Source organism: Candidatus Dojkabacteria bacterium (genome assembly GCA_030583845.1).
In the GTDB taxonomy this organism is placed as follows: Bacteria; Patescibacteriota; Dojkabacteria; order SC72; family JAHDCA01.
The window spans coordinates 822,502-839,890 of record CP129478.1 but is presented as its reverse complement, the minus strand read 5'-3'; the positions used below and the strand labels follow the sequence as shown (position 1 = coordinate 839,890).

Annotated in this window: 18 protein-coding genes and 2 tRNA genes; 3 read left to right on the top strand and 17 right to left on the bottom strand. The window is 44.9% G+C overall.

The annotated features are described in order from the left end of the window. Positions 1 to 15: 15 nt before the first annotated feature. Positions 16 to 1,959 carry a hypothetical protein gene (locus tag QY318_03865; GenBank protein ID WKZ30954.1) on the bottom strand — a complete coding sequence of 648 codons (1,944 nt, stop codon included), beginning with the start codon at positions 1,957 to 1,959 and terminating at the stop codon, positions 16 to 18. Between the two features lie 146 nt (positions 1,960 to 2,105). Between QY318_03865 and QY318_03860 the strand changes: the two genes are divergently transcribed. Further along, complete coding sequence (locus QY318_03860; GenBank protein ID WKZ30953.1) at positions 2,106 to 2,648, top strand: CarD family transcriptional regulator; 543 nt, start codon at positions 2,106 to 2,108, stop codon at positions 2,646 to 2,648. 28 nt (positions 2,649 to 2,676) lie between these two features. Here the strand turns inward: QY318_03860 and QY318_03855 are convergent, their stop codons facing one another. The 6 genes from QY318_03855 to gltX all read right to left on the bottom strand — a co-directional run bounded on the left by QY318_03855 (position 2,677) and on the right by gltX (position 6,806). Beyond that, positions 2,677 to 2,955 (bottom strand): hypothetical protein, encoded by a 279-nt coding sequence (locus QY318_03855; GenBank protein WKZ30952.1) that lies wholly within the window; start codon positions 2,953 to 2,955, stop codon positions 2,677 to 2,679. A 54-nt stretch (positions 2,956 to 3,009) separates the two neighbouring features. Next, positions 3,010 to 3,648: a phosphatase PAP2-related protein gene (locus tag QY318_03850; GenBank protein WKZ30951.1), complete on the bottom strand. Its 639-nt coding sequence runs from the start codon at positions 3,646 to 3,648 to the stop codon at positions 3,010 to 3,012. 12 nt (positions 3,649 to 3,660) lie between these two features. Beyond that, positions 3,661 to 4,881 (bottom strand): glycoside hydrolase family 3 N-terminal domain-containing protein, encoded by a 1,221-nt coding sequence (locus tag QY318_03845; protein ID WKZ30950.1) that lies wholly within the window; start codon positions 4,879 to 4,881, stop codon positions 3,661 to 3,663. Between the two features lie 43 nt (positions 4,882 to 4,924). Next, positions 4,925 to 5,074 carry a hypothetical protein gene (locus QY318_03840; protein ID WKZ30949.1) on the bottom strand — a complete coding sequence of 50 codons (150 nt, stop codon included), beginning with the start codon at positions 5,072 to 5,074 and terminating at the stop codon, positions 4,925 to 4,927. Between the two features lie 22 nt (positions 5,075 to 5,096). Beyond that, positions 5,097 to 5,167 (bottom strand) — tRNA-Gln (locus tag QY318_03835). Positions 5,168 to 5,231: 64 nt separating this feature from the next. Further along, the gene (gene gltX, locus QY318_03830) at positions 5,232 to 6,806 is read right to left on the bottom strand and encodes a glutamate--tRNA ligase (protein ID WKZ30948.1); all 1,575 of its coding nucleotides are present in this window, start codon (positions 6,804 to 6,806) and stop codon (positions 5,232 to 5,234) included. Between the two features lie 88 nt (positions 6,807 to 6,894). On the opposite strand from gltX, the gene QY318_03825 reads away from it, so the two are divergent. Further along, complete coding sequence (locus QY318_03825; protein WKZ30947.1) at positions 6,895 to 8,205, top strand: hypothetical protein; 1,311 nt, start codon at positions 6,895 to 6,897, stop codon at positions 8,203 to 8,205. Positions 8,206 to 8,314: 109 nt separating this feature from the next. Here the strand turns inward: QY318_03825 and QY318_03820 are convergent, their stop codons facing one another. The 4 genes from QY318_03820 to QY318_03805 all read right to left on the bottom strand — a co-directional run bounded on the left by QY318_03820 (position 8,315) and on the right by QY318_03805 (position 11,730). Further along, a complete protein-coding gene (locus tag QY318_03820; GenBank protein ID WKZ30946.1) occupies positions 8,315 to 9,406 on the bottom strand; it encodes a serine hydrolase in 1,092 nt (363 codons plus the stop codon). Positions 9,407 to 9,472: 66 nt separating this feature from the next. Then, on the bottom strand, positions 9,473 to 10,678 hold the full coding sequence (locus QY318_03815) for an amino acid--tRNA ligase-related protein (GenBank protein WKZ31578.1): 1,206 nt from the start codon (positions 10,676 to 10,678) through the stop codon (positions 9,473 to 9,475). After that, positions 10,669 to 11,355, bottom strand: a complete 687-nt coding sequence (locus QY318_03810; GenBank protein ID WKZ30945.1) for an amino acid--tRNA ligase-related protein — start codon at positions 11,353 to 11,355, stop codon at positions 10,669 to 10,671. Before QY318_03810 ends, QY318_03815 begins: the two co-directional genes overlap by 10 nt. Before the next feature lie 120 nt (positions 11,356 to 11,475). Further along, positions 11,476 to 11,730: a hypothetical protein gene (locus QY318_03805; GenBank protein ID WKZ30944.1), complete on the bottom strand. Its 255-nt coding sequence runs from the start codon at positions 11,728 to 11,730 to the stop codon at positions 11,476 to 11,478. Positions 11,731 to 12,092: 362 nt separating this feature from the next. On the opposite strand from QY318_03805, the gene QY318_03800 reads away from it, so the two are divergent. Beyond that, positions 12,093 to 12,821 (top strand): hypothetical protein, encoded by a 729-nt coding sequence (locus QY318_03800; protein WKZ30943.1) that lies wholly within the window; start codon positions 12,093 to 12,095, stop codon positions 12,819 to 12,821. A 39-nt stretch (positions 12,822 to 12,860) separates the two neighbouring features. Here the strand turns inward: QY318_03800 and QY318_03795 are convergent, their stop codons facing one another. The 6 genes from QY318_03795 to sppA all read right to left on the bottom strand — a co-directional run bounded on the left by QY318_03795 (position 12,861) and on the right by sppA (position 17,369). Next, positions 12,861 to 13,340: a hypothetical protein gene (locus QY318_03795; protein WKZ30942.1), complete on the bottom strand. Its 480-nt coding sequence runs from the start codon at positions 13,338 to 13,340 to the stop codon at positions 12,861 to 12,863. Positions 13,341 to 13,351: 11 nt separating this feature from the next. Further along, the gene (locus QY318_03790) at positions 13,352 to 13,603 is read right to left on the bottom strand and encodes a GNAT family N-acetyltransferase (GenBank protein WKZ30941.1); all 252 of its coding nucleotides are present in this window, start codon (positions 13,601 to 13,603) and stop codon (positions 13,352 to 13,354) included. Positions 13,604 to 13,663: 60 nt separating this feature from the next. After that, positions 13,664 to 13,736, bottom strand: a tRNA-Ala gene (locus tag QY318_03785). Positions 13,737 to 13,847: 111 nt separating this feature from the next. Further along, complete coding sequence (recJ, locus tag QY318_03780; GenBank protein WKZ30940.1) at positions 13,848 to 15,584, bottom strand: single-stranded-DNA-specific exonuclease RecJ; 1,737 nt, start codon at positions 15,582 to 15,584, stop codon at positions 13,848 to 13,850. A gap of 18 nt (positions 15,585 to 15,602) precedes the next feature. After that, positions 15,603 to 16,244 carry a RecX family transcriptional regulator gene (locus tag QY318_03775; GenBank protein WKZ30939.1) on the bottom strand — a complete coding sequence of 214 codons (642 nt, stop codon included), beginning with the start codon at positions 16,242 to 16,244 and terminating at the stop codon, positions 15,603 to 15,605. Between the two features lie 63 nt (positions 16,245 to 16,307). After that, the gene (sppA, locus tag QY318_03770) at positions 16,308 to 17,369 is read right to left on the bottom strand and encodes a signal peptide peptidase SppA (protein WKZ30938.1); all 1,062 of its coding nucleotides are present in this window, start codon (positions 17,367 to 17,369) and stop codon (positions 16,308 to 16,310) included. Between the last annotated feature and the right edge of the window lie 20 nt (positions 17,370 to 17,389).

The following is a 17,389-nucleotide window of genomic DNA, read 5'->3' as shown; positions in this document are numbered from 1 at the left end:
AGTGTAGGGGTTTCATTAAATCTTTCCGACACGCTTCGCATAGCCTTGGATGAGGTAATAAACGAATGTGTAGATCTGCGGTGGGTTGTAGCCCTCACTTCCTTGGATTGTATACAATTCTTGGTCACCTATCAGACTCTGCACTATTTGCTTGCTTTGGATGCTATACTGCCCCACATAATTAGACAAGTTGACACGATCATTAGACACGATTCGATCAACAAATTTTGCGACCTTTACCAAATCTATTTGTACAGAATTGCCATTACTGCTCAAGACTACATATAATGGCTCACTTCGGCGTCCAAGGAGTTTGATTACATCCACGAAGGGCGTAACAGGCGCGGTAAGGGTATTAATCCCTAGATTCTCCATCCTCGCCTTGAGATCTTGCAGAGCTGCTTCCTCATCCTGTGTTAGTTCACCTGCAGTAACAGTTGTGGTAACTGAACTGGCGTCCGGGGTAACTTGCCCATTCACAACTGCCGGTGCACTCTGAAGTGTCTCTAGTCGCGCTGTGAGATTCGCTATTGTCTCCTCTTGATCGGCAATCTGAGCAGTTGAAGCAGCAAGCTGCGCTTGAAGTTCTAAAATTTGTCTCTGAAGGTCCGCATTTGCTGCCTCTTGTCGAGCTACTTTCTCTTTCAGCTCAAGATCTTTCTCCACCGCAACCAGAGCATCATACGCTAGGTGGGCTATCTGCTGTTCTTTTTCTTCGACTCCTGCCACCTTCGTTTCAGATACAACTTGCTGATCTGAAGCAAAGGTGTTTAATTGTCTCCTACTTTCAAGGATTCTATTTACATGAACTGGATCTGGTGCAGAAATCTCCATACCCCCTAGTGATGTTATCCAACCATCGAGAGCAGCAAGATTACCAACTGTTAGTCCATGTACATCTTCTCTACTCAGCCCCAATTCTACAAGGATCTCTTGTAAAACAGATGTCTCATCAGAAATTCTACTGTCAAATAAGGCTTTCGAGGTTTCATACGCTGAAATTACTCCCCAAATATCTTGTAATCCTGGCAATTGGCTTTGAGATCTATGCTGAGTTATTGCATCACGAATATTACTGCCAGTCCAGCTGATTTTGTCACTTTCTAACTTGCTTGTAATATCATCTAATTCGAGACCAACGCGAGAGATATAATTTAAAAGCAACTTCCTAGTATCAAGTGGGGAAGTACCTTCAGGTACGGTAGGCATTAAAGCGATATCCTGAATTTTCAAGTCAATCTCTTGGGACAGTTGCTGATCTGAGAGATCAGAATTAACTAGAAGTGGGAGAACCTGCTGAGAGAGTTCTACATACCTTCTGGTCTCTGCCTCTAGCTCGCTAACTTTCGGTATTGTACCATCTTCCGCCTCCCTATCTTCTATAACCCGAGACATACGTTCCTCCAATTCTCTATACTGCACTTCTTTGTTTGTAAGTGATTTTGTGGCGTTTTCCTTTGCCTGACGTAACTCAGCTATCGCCTTGTCACGAGCAGTATTTACACTCTTATGCGCTGATGAGACTACCTCTTGCTCCGTTTCACCATCCAAAGTGCTCGCACTTTTTAGCGCTGACTCCAGAAGCCTCCTTTCAGCCGAGCCTTCTTCTACTTCCACCAGCATTGCTGCATAAAGCCGATTGCTTTGATCAGCCATCTTTTTATTGATTTCATCTCTAGAAGGGTGAGGTGGCTGTACGTCACCCGCTAACGCATACCACTCTTGCAATACTGTTGCTAAAGCAGTCACACTGTTATATGTCCTAACTGACAGTAGCTCTTCCTTAGGTGCAGCGTCGCTTCCACCATATATCTGTTCATAAATCTTTCCTATATTCAACCTATCTTCGTCATTACCAGAATAAGATCGTGCGGCTTCAGACAGAGTTGCACTAATACCATTGCTTTGACCTGCCTCGGACCTCTCGCCTTCTTGACTCGTGATTGTATTTCCACTCATACTAAACTCTTCAGTCTAAGATTATCCCTACTGCTACAATCGATTATTTGCAATCCAAATTAATCCAGTGTACACTGAACAAAGGGATCGCGCAACACACAAAATCCTATTGCAATAAGCTTTCTTTTGTGTTATAATCTACGATAATGAAGAAGGCAAAGAACACGGAGCATTCAATAGACATAAATTCCAAAGTTTTCTACCCATCACACGGCGCAGGCCATGTAGTCCGCGAGCGGATGATAGAATTCGGCGGCGAGAAGCAGAGATATTACGAATTTGAGTTCGTTAATAGCTCACTTACAATTTCCACACCAGTTCAGAACATCGCAATGCTGGGCGTCCGTCCTGTTGAATCAGTTGCGTCGATCAAGAAGAAGGTTAAACCTCTAAAGAAGACCCCTAATCTTAAGCCACCAAGCCAGGATTACAACGATATCATTACCGAGATCGATACACTCCTAGAGGAGGCTTCGATTGAGTCATTTATCAAAGCAATCCAGTATTGTAACTATGTCATCAAGGTTCGTGAGAAAGAGGGCCGATTGATCCCTGTGAGCATCTCGAAGAGCATGAAGACTGCTATTGGCAATATCGCAGGTGAGCTAGCGGTATCAGATGGTATAGAGTTTGAGGAGGCAGTGCTGCAATTTACCAAGCTTACTGGCGTAGACGCTGAGAACCTGTAAGGCTAACAGAAATTCATTAGCCTCGTACTTATTCCCCGTTACCGTGAAATTCTAATATTTTCTGCTGAATCTTCCTCCTGATAGATTTGATGTCTTCGGTGTCATTTGCCGGATCAGGTATGGCTATCTCATCCAGAATTACTTCGAGCTCCTCGGCGGATATCTCCAGATTAACTGGATCAACGTCTGAAATCATTATTGCATTTAGCTTGGACTCAAGTGGAGTGCCTTCATACACAGCAGGCGAAACCCTTTTCAAAATCTCATCAACTTCCGCATGTGACACCTCGATTATTCCTCTCTTCATACTTATTTCATACTTTTAACTTAGGCGGGCATGTCCACCATATTACCATATCGGCTACTTGCTGTAGAAGACCAATCTCTCCTTGTACGGCTGCAGGATTTTATACACAAAATACGCCAGCAGTATCCCGCCTACCACATCTATACTGTAATGTCCGCGAGTAATTACCATGAGCAGGGCTTGAAAGGCAATTAACACAAATAATATGTTGCGAAGGTTCATCTCTATACGATCCTTGGTGAGCAGAAAAAGCAAGACAGCGAAGCCGACATGCCCCGAAGGGAACATCCCGTACTGTATCGCGATATCCCGAAGCAACCCATGCGATATAGCATCACCAAGAGGCCTCTGAAGAGGTGTCAGCACATTTATAATCGCTCTTGTGCTGTAGAAGAGACATGCATTTACAGCCAGATATGGGAAATACTGCTTCATATCGTCTTTCCAAGCCCAGACTGTGATCGCTATCATGCTTATAAGTACTACGTCAGTGTAATACTCGAAGATAAGCGATCGTGGTGTAGCAAAAAGCCTGAATATAATATCGTCTACCACCAATCTATGAGGAAACGAGCTGCTGATAATCTTATCAGATGCGGCCGAGAGCATTAGGGTCACACTGACGCCCAGAAGTATTATCAACACCCTACCATTGTTTTGCCTGTCAAATATTGAGCTATTAAAAATCTTCATTTGTGGCAGTAGCTAAAATTGCATCCCTAGCTTCTCATTTTTCAGCTTCAGAATTCTAAAGAGTGACTGGTTAATCCTCTCTTCACTAATTGTACCATCATGCACGGCATTTATGACAGCGTTGTATGCATCAGATTGCATATCTGGCGAGCCAACGTACAGAAGAATATCATTGCCTGCTAATATCGCCTTCACTGCAGCATCGTTTACGCCATAAGTTTTAGTCACAGATTTCATAGTCATATCATCTGTAATTACTATGCCATTATACTGCTGCTCTCCCCTCAGCTTTTCACTAATCCAGAAGTCTGACATCGAGGCAATATCCTCACTGTCGTAGTTTTCGTACCTCACATGTGCCATCATTACTATATCCGGATCTGCATTTTTTAATGAAATCGAGAAACTATTTAATGACTCTTGCATCTCTTGCTCTGGCACAGTAAATGAGGCCAGATTTTTGTGTGTATCTACAGCATAATTAGTATGCCCAGGGAAATGCTTAAGGTTAGTCACAATCCCTGCTTCATCAGCTCCAGATATCATAGCGCTTGCCATCTTACCGACATTTCCCGAATCACCCGCAAAGCTCCTCCTGTATAGAAATGACGCTGGATTTGTTATGTAATCCGCCGTCGGGGCGAAATTTATATTCACACCCATAGATTTGAGGGCATTCGATCTCGCAATTGCAACCTCTTTGGCCTGTTGCTCGCTTTCAAGCTGCTTCTGACCAATCTTTTGTGCTGCATCCCAGTATCTAAACGCATTCACAGTACCGCCTTCCTGGTCGACAGCCATAAATAGTGGGATGCTATTACCGGTAGATACAGCATGAGAGTTTAGCGCTGCGATATTATTTCTGGCAGTAGGATCGTCGGGAAGGTTATAGAATAGAAGCATCACCCCACCGATTTTATACTCACTCACATAGCGCAAAATGTGAGGGGTTGGAGTATTTCCCTGAAATCCGAATATGAAAAGCTGCCCAACCTTCTCTTCAAGACTCATCTGGGATATGTATGCTGCAATCTGTGCGTCGCAGCACGGGGGAATGTCAGACACCGCTTCCTCCTCAACAGTTGCTGGATCGGTAGCAATTACAGAGCTTCCCTTGATTCGATCTTGAGTCTTGCTTCTATCGTAGAGAAATATAGAGGTTATTATAACTCCACAGATTCCGGCGAGCATTGTAAGCCAGAGGATATTTATTAATCGTCTTCTGAATGACATACCAGGATTATACGCTTTGTCTCAATATGGGGCACTCTCTTCACTATAGTACTACGCCTAGCTTGGCCAGCTCATTAAGGACAAACTCAGCTCTTTCGATCGTAGAGTTGACGCTCATCGCCTCTACAAATCGCTTGAAACTATCAGGTGTGAAATATACTCCATCGAGATCGAAACAGATTGCTTTAATCATTCTGAAGCTTTGAAATGTAAAGTTGCCAGGCAGGGATTCGAACCCCGATTATTGGTGCCAGAAACCAACGTCCTACCGTTAGACGACCCGGCAATGTCGATTAACGGACATAGTTTACCAAACAAATAACCCTCTATCAAGCGAAATTCCGAGAGTCTTAAGACTCAAGATATTTGACCGCGGCTTCCATAAACCCTCTTCCCTTTTCCCATCCCATTACCTGGAAACTCTCAAAAAGCGGTGGACTCTTAACTGCACCCGTTGTGGCCGATCGGATTGCCATGAAAAGATCGCCATGCTTCCACCCGATCTCATCCGCATAGCCCCTTACACTCTCTTCCCATGCCTCATGGTCATTCACTCCGTTGGCAAATACCTCGTCTAGCTTTGGTAGAACACCTTTTAGCGCAGCAGCTGTCTCTGCCTTGTCGTGATTCTTGAAGTTCCATACCTCGTCAGACATCTCCAGTTCATCTGCATAGATAAAGTTGAGAAGCTCAGGGATCTCGCTTAGGTAAACAAGCCGCTCGTGTACCAGTGTCAAAGCCTTCTTGAAATACTCCATATCTGCCTTCCATTTTGGCAAGGCACTTTCTACCGAGGCTTTAAGCGCTACTTCCCACTCCATCTTCTCCTCGTACATGTCGGTTATAAACTCCTTTAATACCAGATCCTCAGCCCACCTAACTACACGATCTGCCAACTGGTCGATGCTCATAGCTCGAATATGCTTCCCATTCATATAATCAAGCTTGCGCTGGTCAAAACGAGCAGGGGCACGATTAATTCTGGACTCATCAAAAAATTTTACCAGCTCATCTTCGCTATAGATCTCATCCTCGTGGGCGTTTTCCGGTGATGGTGACCAGCCAAGCAGCGCCAGGAAATTAATCATAGCCTCAACTAGGTATCCTTTACGGAGATAGGAGATAGCAGGCAATGCACCTTTGCGCTTACTTAGCTTTCCTTTCCCATCTGGGTTAAGCACCTCTGGCACATGGATATATCTTGCTGGCTCCCAGCCCAGCGAGCGGTATATAAAGATATTTTTTGGGATCTCTGAGAGGTATTCACGGGCTCGCATTGCATGAGTTATCGCCATTGCATGGTCATCTACTACGACGCCGAAGTTATAAGTAGGCAGCCCATCGCTTTTCAAGATAACGATATCTTCCATATCCTTGTTCTTGAACTTCAGCTCTCCGAAAACAATGTCGTCATACCTGAATTCACCCTCAGTTGGAAATTTTAGGCGGATAACATGAGATTCTCCTGCCTCGACTCTTTTGCGAGCCTCATCCGATGCTATGTCTCGACAATGCCGATCGTAGCCTGGCTTAACCTTATTCTTCACTTGATCTTCTCTAAGTGCCGCCAACCTTTCGGAGCTGCAGAAGCAGTAGTAGGCATTCCCATCATTAACAAGCTTTTCAGCTACCTCTTTATAGCTATCTTTTCGCTCGGTTTGCACATATGGACCATACTCACCTCCAACGTGTGGCCCTTCCTGGAATGTAATGCCGTACTGCTCGAGCACCTCTATTATGCCCTCCAATCCCTTCTCTACCGACCTTTTCTGGTCCGTATCCTCAACTCGAAGCACATTTATGCCATTGTTATGGCGAATAAACAGCGAATTAAAAAGGAAAGTACGCATATTGCCGATATGAACACGCCCTGTTGGGCTAGGTGCTGCACGACCGCGAATAACTCCACCATTTTTGTCTCCCATGTGTAAACCTCTCTTAATCTAAATCATGTATGATCACACTGATTTCCTGTGCTATTATATCTTATCAAATTAGAATTAACGAGCTGAGATGACATTAACTGAATCAGCATACTGGACAAGAAGATTAGGAGTGATTGGTGCAGTGCTATTTGGTGCCTTCATAGTGATTACACTTATCGTTGTGAACTGGCCCGAGGAAAGCGCAGTACCAAGGTACTTGAAGCCAACATATACCTGTACAGACACAAAAGAGCAATTCCAGGAGCACCGGCTATCGATACCAAGCCTCGAACTTTCTGGCGGAGATGAGCCATTTTTCACAATCGAAACGGCTACCGGTAAGATTGAAGAACTCCCACTCATTGCCAATGTTTATGCTTATGACAACCCTGGTGCGCTTTTAGGTGCACAAAATGAAGCCAAGAAGATCGCATTAAAATTCGGCTTCCAGCCCGAGCAGATCAAGAGGCGCGGTGCTTCAGAATATTATTGGGAAGAGGATGCTTTTGGTCGATCACTTGTAGTACAGGCAGCTTCATTAAATTTCACAATGTCGGTGAATTTTAAAAATTCAAATGCAATCCCATCAGATGGCGAATTGCCAACCTCAGAACAGGCAAAGCAGATGGCAATTAGCTTCCTCCAAAGCAACGGCTGGATGTTACAAGATTACAAAACCGAGGAGCCACAGACTACAGATATAAATATCGAGCCTGATGGAAGCTTCTCTGAGGCACGGTCACGCGGAGATGCTGAGCTAATTAGAGTAGATTTCTATAGAACAAAGCCATTTATCTCTGTCCCGAGCAACATCGACGGAGCCGAGGAGATAAAAGAGGAGCTACAACAGGAATTCCACAACTATGACTATAGCGCCGAGCAGATTAGCACAGATGAGGGCAAGGCTGACCTATATAACTTCAGCACAGAGGTAGTGCATGAAGATACGCAGCGATCGAATATTTCGATCTATATCGGGCCATCCAACGAGCAGGTTGAAGAGACCAGTCCAAATGTGCAGGAAGTGTACGGCCTCGAGTATTATGCATGGATAGTAGAGCCAGAGCCATGTGGTACATACCCTCTTATCTCAGCAACCGAGGTATCTAACAGAATCGCCAAAGGGGAAGGAAGCCTTGTCTATCTAAACGAGAAAGATGGTGATGATGTTGTGCCATATACCCCTCAGTCGGTAGGCAAACTGGCAGTTAATGATGTGCGAATTGCGTACTTAGACGAGCGCGAGAAGCGCGATTTCATGCAGCCAATCTATATCGTAATTGGGGAAGCATTTTTTGATTCTGGTGCAGTGGGAAGGTTCTACTACTATATTCCGGCGATCGATTATGAGAACTTGCAAGATCCTGCACCTGTCGAGGCTACTACCGAAGAGCAGTAATTCCCCCACCCCGCTAACCTATAGCGGATATAGAAAGGGAAATTATCCTGATTTTATCCTGAAGGCCTTAACAGAAATTAATCATCTGGGGATCCGACATCGCTATAGGTTAGCGGGGTGGGGGTGAGTAGGACTTGCCAAGCAAGTAGTAAAGCTCTTCAGTCAGATCAAATCGATTATCATTCCCACCCAAGACGATTGTTACAAGTTTCTCCTCTGCACCTGCGTCGAAGTAACCCACAAGAGATGGTCCTGCTTCAGCTGTATACCCTGTTTTAAGCCCTTTCATATATTTCAGTCTGCCAAGAAGTTTGTTGGTTGATTCAAGGTCGACCTGCTCAACTTCACCATTTGCATGCTCTATCGTCATCTGCGAGCTAACAGTCTGAGCTGCACTCATTATCTCTTCATACTGCATCGCATAGCCGACAAGTCGCTGTACATCACGAGCTGTTGAATAGCTATTGTCAGAATCGAAGCCTTGGGGGTTCGCAAATTTCGTATTAGCCATGCCAAGTTGCTCTGCACGAGAATTCATCTCGGCGACGAATCCATCGTATCCTGATGGGTGCAGAACAGCCAAAAGCACAGCAGCATCGTTAAATGAGTTGATCATCATCGCGTCGTACAACTCTTGCACGCTCAACTTATCTCCGTCTTCAAAGCCAATCACATGACTTAACTCATCAGGAAAACTCTCAAGCATCTCATCTGTAACCTCGATCTCCTTTTCAAAATCGTACTGATCTATCACTACTGTTGCTGTCATTAGTTTGGTTATGCTAGCGATCTGCCTCTTCTCATCGATATTCTTCTCATAATAAACCTGATGCGATTCCGGATTGTAGGCATAAACTGATGAAGCATCTATTTCAGTGAAATCTAATTCGCTCACCCGAAGTTCCATATCAAACGGCTCGGCAACATCCGGGAGCTCTTCGCTGAAATTCTCAGCTGGGCTACTTACTCTGAGGTATTGCACTTCGGGCTTGCTAAATCCAGCCTTTGCGATTGCCATTCCGGATATAGTCAGAAGCAGCAATACTCCTGCGCCAATGACAATTGGTCGTCTCCGCCTCGGATAGTGAAAGCCAGTAGACCGATGTACCTGATTGACGACATTGTCTATCTTCTTATCGTCCATCCTAGATGGGAAGCTACTATTTATCAAGCTCTTGTTTTCGGCAGCTTTATTATCCATGATCCGACACTGCTTTGCAGCAAATCTAATATTGGATATACATTTTCGCTCATACAGGACCTAGAGCTACTTGGTATACTCTTCAGCTATTTTATTAGGCTGCACAAGTTTTATCAAATCAGAAGTTTTCATATAGATGGATCTGTCTTTCCTACCACAGTTGAAGGCTGACATCTCTTTCTCCCACATCTGCTTGTCGAAATACACCTCCAACTTTAGCAGCCTACCAAATGGTGGCACACCACCCATCTGTACTCCTGTGTAGCTCTCAACCTCTTCGGCAGGTGCGACATCAAACTTCTCGCCTAGCACCTTTTCAACTTTCTCAAGGTCGAGCTGCTTATCAGCAGGGATGACTACCATTATGTATTTGCCAGCATATTCAAGTGATTTGAGCACTAATGCCTTGGCACCCTCACTCACTTTCGTGCCTCGGATTTTAGCCGCCTGCTCTGATGTGCGTACCGGCTCGTGCTCCATAAACTTGTACTCAGCTCCTGATCCGTCTATTAGCTCTCGGATCTGGTTCACAACTAGATCGCCCTTGTCGGATATCTCAATGCCGAGAACCTGCAGATCTTCTGGATATGCCTCGCTTGGTGCATTCATCATTAGGTCTTCACCGTTTGCAGCTGTCGGGAATGCATAAACGTCTCGTATGTTTGGCTCTTCAGTAAATACCATAAACATACGGTCGATGCCGATAGCCCAGCCTCCGTGTGGAGGTGCTCCATACTGGAATGCGTTGTAAAGTCCGCCGAACCTTCGCTTCACCTCTTCTTCGCCGTATCCAACAATCTCAAATGCCTTCACCATCAGCTCTGGGTCGTGGTTTCGAATAGAGCCGGATAGAATCTCGAAGCCGTTTAGAGTGACGTCGTACTGGTTTGACTCGATCTCAAGCGGGTTTTCCTTGTTGAATGCCTCGAGCCCACCTTTCGGCATCGAGAATGGGTTGTGAGCAAAGTCGATTTTGCCCGTCTTTTCGTCTATTTCGTACATTGGAAAGTCGGTAATCCATGCAAAGGCCAACTTCTTCGGATCTTTTAAGCCGAGTAGGTCTCCAAGCTTTGAACGTACCTGTCCTAATACTTTATTTACAATTTTGCGGTCGTCGGCACCAAAAAAGATTAGATCACCATCTTTGGCTCCAGTTGCTTCGATAAGCTCTGCTGTTACCGGTTCTAGGAATTTACCAATTCCACCCTCGAGCTTTCCTCCTGCTGCCTTTGTGTAGGCCAAGCCCTTAGCGCCTTCACCTTTTAGCGAAATGTTTCCATATCCTCAATCTCTTTTCGACTCCACTCACCTGCCCTCTCAGCCACAATGGCTTTTACTACCTCTGCGCTATTGAAGATGTTAAATTCAGTTTTGTCTTTTACAACCTCAGTTATATCTTTCATCTCAAGTCCGAATCTGATATCTGGCTTGTCAGAGCCGAAACGCTCCATAGCCTCAGCATGTGGAATGCGAGGGAATGGAAATTCCATAATCTCCTTGTCGGGAGCGACTGTTTTATATGTCTCTTTGATCAGGTTCTCACAGGTTGAGAAAAGCCTGTCGATTGTCGGGAAGCTCATCTCAATGTCGATCTGATAAAACACACCGTAATGCCTGTCGGCTCTTGGGTCCTCGTCACGCGCACAAGGTGCAATCTGGAAGTATTTATCGATACCACCGACCATGAGCAGCTGCTTAAACTGCTGCGGTGCCTGTGGCAACACATAGAATTTCCCTTTATGAATTCTTGAAGGGACCATGAAGTCTCTTGCACCTTCAGGTGATGTGCTTGTAAGAAGCGGCGTGGTAATTTCGGTGAAGCCGTTCTTGTCCATCCACTGACGGACGGCAAGCATCAGCTTGTGTCGCTTTATCATGTTTGTCTTGAGTCGTTCGCGGCGTAGGTCTAGGTATCGGTACTTCGAGTCGAGTGTTTTCGTCGATCTCATGGCCAGTTGTGTCGATCGGGAATGGCAAAGGCTTTGTCTTGTTGATTAACTCCAGCTCGTCTACGATTATCTCGATTTTTCCTGTATCCAAGCTTATCATTTAGAAGTGAGTTGTCTCTTTCAACGACCTCGCCTGTTGCGGATATTACAAACTCGCTGCCCAGATGATTTGGCTACCTCAAATGCTGCTTTGTTCTCAGGGTTTACGACTAGCTGTACACGTCCCGACCAGTCTCGTAGGTCGATGAAAGAGGAGCTGGCCGTGGTCTCTGACCGATGCCACCCAGCCTGATACTTTAACTTTCTCTCCGGTTTTTTCGCTCGTTGACCGAGCCAATATTCTGTCCAATTTAGTTTCCATTTTGTGTAACTCAAAAATTAATTCACTTATTTTTGTTTTTTGGATTCTTAAACAATTGGCCTTGCCCTAGCAATTAATAAGCTTCCGACTGCCACCTGTTTAAGAAGCTAAAAAACAAAATCGCCCTACGCTTTCTACTAAATAATTTCAATAGAAAGAGGACGATTATCACCGTGGTGCCACCTCGATTGTTGTAAAACTACAACCGCTTTTCATTAAATTTTCACTCATGTCACAGCACAAAGGCTGAGGTCACTTCAAAAACCCAGGCTCACACTCTCCCTGGTCGCTTCTTCGAATTATATTTGAACAGAGCCATAATTACAAGTATAATTTTAGTAGAGCAAAGCTAGGAGTAAATTTATTACAAATTTTTATGGAAAATTCTATCCCCGAAAAAGAGGTTCAACCTGAGATTAAGCCTACGGAAACGAAAAAAGTTGAAGCACAGGAGGTTAAACCAAGTAAGAGCAGTAAGAATGGTAAAGTAATAGCGATCGTAGTTGCGGTGCTAGCATTTCTTGCACTGTGTAGCTGTTGCGGTACATATGCTGGCTTTATATTCATCCGGAATATGACCGAAGGGGCAGAGAGATTGGCAGAGGATGCAGATCAGGTTTTCTTCTACACTACGATCGAGAACTACAATGCAAGTCTCGACTTTTACTATGAGGATTATGGTTACTACCCCGAATCTCTTGAGGAGCTAGATCCAGATTACATGATTTATGACACACAATTCATTTCGGACTACAACGTATCGTACACACTGCAAAATGACGGCCAAAGCTACTTAATTGAGGCCAACACTGGATCGATCGACTACTCTTACGAGCCGCTAGATCTATCATCAGGTAGCAATGAGCAGCCCTTGGACACAGATCCCGTGACCATAGCAACCCACACTCAGTATTTACTAGAGACTTACTTTTTTGCCTTTGGATACTACCCTAGCTCCTTAGAGGAGCTAGCAGTTTACGGTGTTTACACCTATGATGAGGAATTTATGCAGACATATGATATGAGCTACGAGCTCGTGGCTGAGAATATGGACTATGTGTTGAAGGTGGATGGAGAACTGTATACTAAATCCAATTCTCAATAGTTGGCTGCTAATGACTTTGACTCAGAATGAAAAAGGTCGCTAAATGCCACCTCTAAGGTGTGAAAAGTAGATGCGCTCAAACACTTTATTCAAAGTTATCAGCCGCTGGAAGAAAGCCCAAGCAAGCTCACCTGTAGGGAATATATGTTGAATAGCAAGATATCGTTGTTCTCCATAGTAGAAATCAACTAGTACAACCCTTCTCCCTTCATCCAATGGATTATTCATGGTGACCAGAGTAGAACGAGTTAAACTTTGTAACAAGGCGGCCTCATCAAACTGCGTACGTCCTGGCAACCCAAGGAGGCTACCGTAGTCAGCTTCACCAAAATATCTAGTTACCTCTTCGAGAATTCTCGTCCCACTTTCAGTTCCGTCCAGGTCAGCTGAGATGAAGACGGCACTGTTTTTCTCTAATTCACTTGGCGTTCTATTGTAGAGATCCGATCCCCCAAGTGAGTAGGTTTCCGTAGATATTAAGCCTCTACCCTGCTCAAACCGATTAGTAATTTGCGGCATAAGCCACTCCTCTACTTTTCAATACTAAATTGTATACTCACTACTCCATCACCCTCTTCTACTTCGCGCTCGAACTTCATACCACACTTCTCCATGATTCTCTGTGAGGCAATATTTTCTTTGTCACATTCTCCAAATATCTTATGAACACCTTCTAAACTAAAACAGAATTCAATCAGCCTATTCAGCGCTTCAGTGGCGTATCCTTTACCCTGGTATTCCATACCATGTTTCAGGAATTTTGAGAACTCCTCCGCATCCAACCACTTGTATAATTCCTCAAGTGGTTAGGAGAGGAGTGAGCTCGAGAGATTCCTAAAATATGGAGCTGACCGGAATCGAACCGGTAACCTCGTCAATGCGAATGACGCGCTCTACCAATTGAGCTACAGCCCCTTAATTGCCTAGGTAGTTTCCAGCCACGTTCTACGCAAGTGTCTCGAGACTCCCTGTAACCTCCAATCGGGATTATACTCTAAAAGCGTGTTGCAGTGAAAAGCACGAGACCTAAGGCTTGCGCCATTCTTTTACCAGAAATTGCACGTCTACATTACCGTTCCACTCATTTATCCCCAGCGTGCCAGCGATATCCAGCAGGTCGTCGACCTCAATCTTCTCAATATCCTCAGCACAGTCAAACATCACCGCCGTACCAAATCCGATCCCGTCGCCTTTCAGCTTTAGCCTCAAGTGATTGCCACCTCGCCCCATTACAAATTTCTCAAACACAACAACCCCTTGCAGCATCACGACCGGCTTGCGATTGCCGTAGCCAAACGGCTCAAGCTGTGCCAGCTCATTTACTGTATCAACATTCATATCTTCAGTATCGATTATCATGTCAATCTTTAGCTCGCTCGTCAGGGCTGTCGGGTCGATCTTCTCATTGGCATAATTTACCAGCGCCTGGCGAAATTCCTCAAGCTTTCCGACCTTCACACTGAAGCCGGCAGCCTGCTCGTGACCACCATACCTCTCAAGCAGCTCATTAAATTCCTCGATTGCATTAGTTATGTTAAAGCCCTTTAGACTTCGTGCCGAGCCTTTTATTTCTTCATCCTTTACCGTTACCACAACAGTCGGCCTCCCATATGCTTCCTGAATCTTACCCGCGACTAATCCGATTATCCCTTCTGGCCAATTTTCACCATCAAGAAAGATAAGCTTGTCATCTTTTAACTCTGTATCGATTCGCAGCCTTGCCGCCTGCATTATCTCCTCGGTCAGCTGCTGCCTCTGGTAGTTCAATGAATTTAATGAAGCGGAATTCTTTCTTGCGATTACAGGGTTCTCGGTGACAAGAAGCTTTACCGCCTCGATCGCTGAGCCTATGCGGCCTGATGCGTTAATCCTAGGACCAAGCACAAATCCGAAGTGATACGCCTCGATCGCCTTAGGGTCAACTTTTGCGATTTCACACAGCTGGACCAAGCCTACACGTTTACCCTTCTTTATCTGATCTAATGCGGCTTTTACCAAGACTCGGTTTACACCAGTTAGCGGCATCATATCCGTGACAGTGGCCATACCTGCCAGATCGAGCCCTGGAGTGTCTTCATTAAATTCGTACGGCAGAGCTAGCTCGGCTCTAATTGCCTGAATCAGCAGCAACGCAACTACCGACCCACAGATCTGCAGCTCTGGGTAGTGATGGTCCGGATACATCTGGTGCACAACTGTGTAATCGAGCTTCTTTGCTAAATCGTCGGGTGGCTGGTGGTGGTCTGTCACAATAAACTCAACTCCATGCTTTTTCTGAATCTCTTGAATCAGCTTCTTGTCGCGGACACCACAATCAACCGTAATAATGAGCTTTGCACCGCCATCTATCATAGCCTCAACTGACGGTTCAGAAAGCCCGTACCCTTCTGTGGCCCTATCTGGAATATATGGCATCACATCGACTTCCTTGCCTATAGCTTTGGGCATTTCACGATAGATGAACTCCCATAAAATCGAGGTTGCGCATATTCCATCTGCGTCAAAATCCCCATGGATATAGATCTTCCTGCCTGCTTTCACGGCTTCTACTATCTGCTTTGCTGCTTTGTCAGCGTTGTACAGATGGGTAAAGTCAGGGACCTGGTCGAGCGTCGGCTTTAAGAATCTTTCAGAGTCTTCAGCTGCGATGCCTCTCGAGTGAAGTAAGGATGCTATTTTAGGGGAAAGGCTCTTATACTTTTCCAGCTCTTCGATTGATATATTCTCTGGAAGCTGCCAATTTTTCTTGCTTTCAAGTGTCAAAATCTTCTAGATCACAATTTAATCATTAATCAAGCGACTTATCTGATCCCAGCTAAATCCTCGCCTTCTCAGATAGTCAATCTTTTTCCTGTCGTTACGAGATAGCTCTCGAACCTTATACTTTTTATATAAAGTGTCAGCTATTAATGTCCCCTCATCGACAATCAGCTCATTTACAACCTCATTAGCCAGCTTCCGGTCGATTCCTTTAGATCTAAGCTCCTGTACCAGCAATATCTTGCCCCTCGGTCGCATCTTGGTCCTATCACGGATGAATGCCTCTGCATAAGCCCGATCATCGATTATTTTGAACCTGAGCAACTCCTCGATTATACGCTCTTCCATCTTCCCCAGATCAAAGTCAACATTCTTACCTATCCAATCATCTCTCTTCTGATGATATAGCTTGCGAATATATTGCCGTACCTGGTACTCGCTCCTAAGCCTGCTCTCAAGATATTTTACAGTACGGTTCCAAAAACGTTCAAAGATCGCCGCCTCTGATATCAATGCAAGCTCTTCTGTTTCTATATCGCGCTCTTTATAAATCCCATATTTCGCAACGATATTTGCCGAGACACCGACAACAAACTCACCATCAACAAACATATTGAATCTGTTCTGATTCCTCTTCTGAATCTTAAGATCTGTAATCTTCATTCCAACCACTTGGTTTAGTTTAGCATCGAGTATTCAAAGGCAATAATGCCAAGTGGTCAGACTTCAATTGGCCTCCACCAAGTAGTAAAGCTGGATTCCAGGCTGATCAACTACACTTACCTCTTCTGCCTTCTTGCTAAGGGATTTTAGACCAAAAAGATCTGCCCAAGGATCGTAGCTGTTATATTCAACAATTGTTAGCCCATCCTCTCCAGCAAGCTCCTCGGCCTTCTCATATGCATCTCGGATATAGCCTGTCTCATCGATCAGACCGTTCAGCGCAGCCTGCTTACCAGAATACACACGACCATCAGCCAACACCTTTACCTGTGACGGTGTCATGCCTCTACCTTCAGCCACAATTGACACAAATGATTGATATGTCTCATCTACCAATTCTTGATATACCTGGTCAAGCTCGCCGTTTGGATTCTCGTCGAAAATCTCTTCGTCATCCTTGAAATTCCCTGACTTGAATGTAGCCGTCTCAATGCCGAGCTTCTCGTATAACCCTGCCAAGCTTTGTGCTTGCAATATTACACCTATAGATCCAGTTATTGCTCCTTCATGCGTCATAAAATAATCACTCCCCATCGCGATCATATAGCCACCCGAAGCCACCATGTTGCTTGAGTAGACTACCACTGGCTTCTTAGACGACAATGCCTTCACCTGCTGATATATCAGGTCACTTGCTACTGCCTCACCACCAGGAGACTCGATATGAAGCAAGACTGCCTTAACATCAGGATCGTCATATGCTTTCTTCAAATCCCGATTGACAAATGATGTGACTGCACCCGATGAGCTACCGAATGGTGACAATGTCGCTCCTTGGGTGATTACTCCGCTCACATTTATTACCGCGATCTTATTTGTCGAGGTTCCTTCCTCGATCAAAGTCTCATCTGGATCGTAAATATAGCCGCTGCTCGCACCCTCAGAGACATCCGCTACTGCAACTATAATCAATGTGAAGAGTCCGCATACGGTAGCAAAAGCAAGCACAATAAATAGGATTCCAATGCCCCACCAGCACCCACGCTTCCACCAGCGATTCTTGTGATGGTTGGTTTTCAAACTCTCGTAGCCGATATCGTACGAATTGACTTCATTCTCTGCCATAGTAATCTTGAATAATTTAA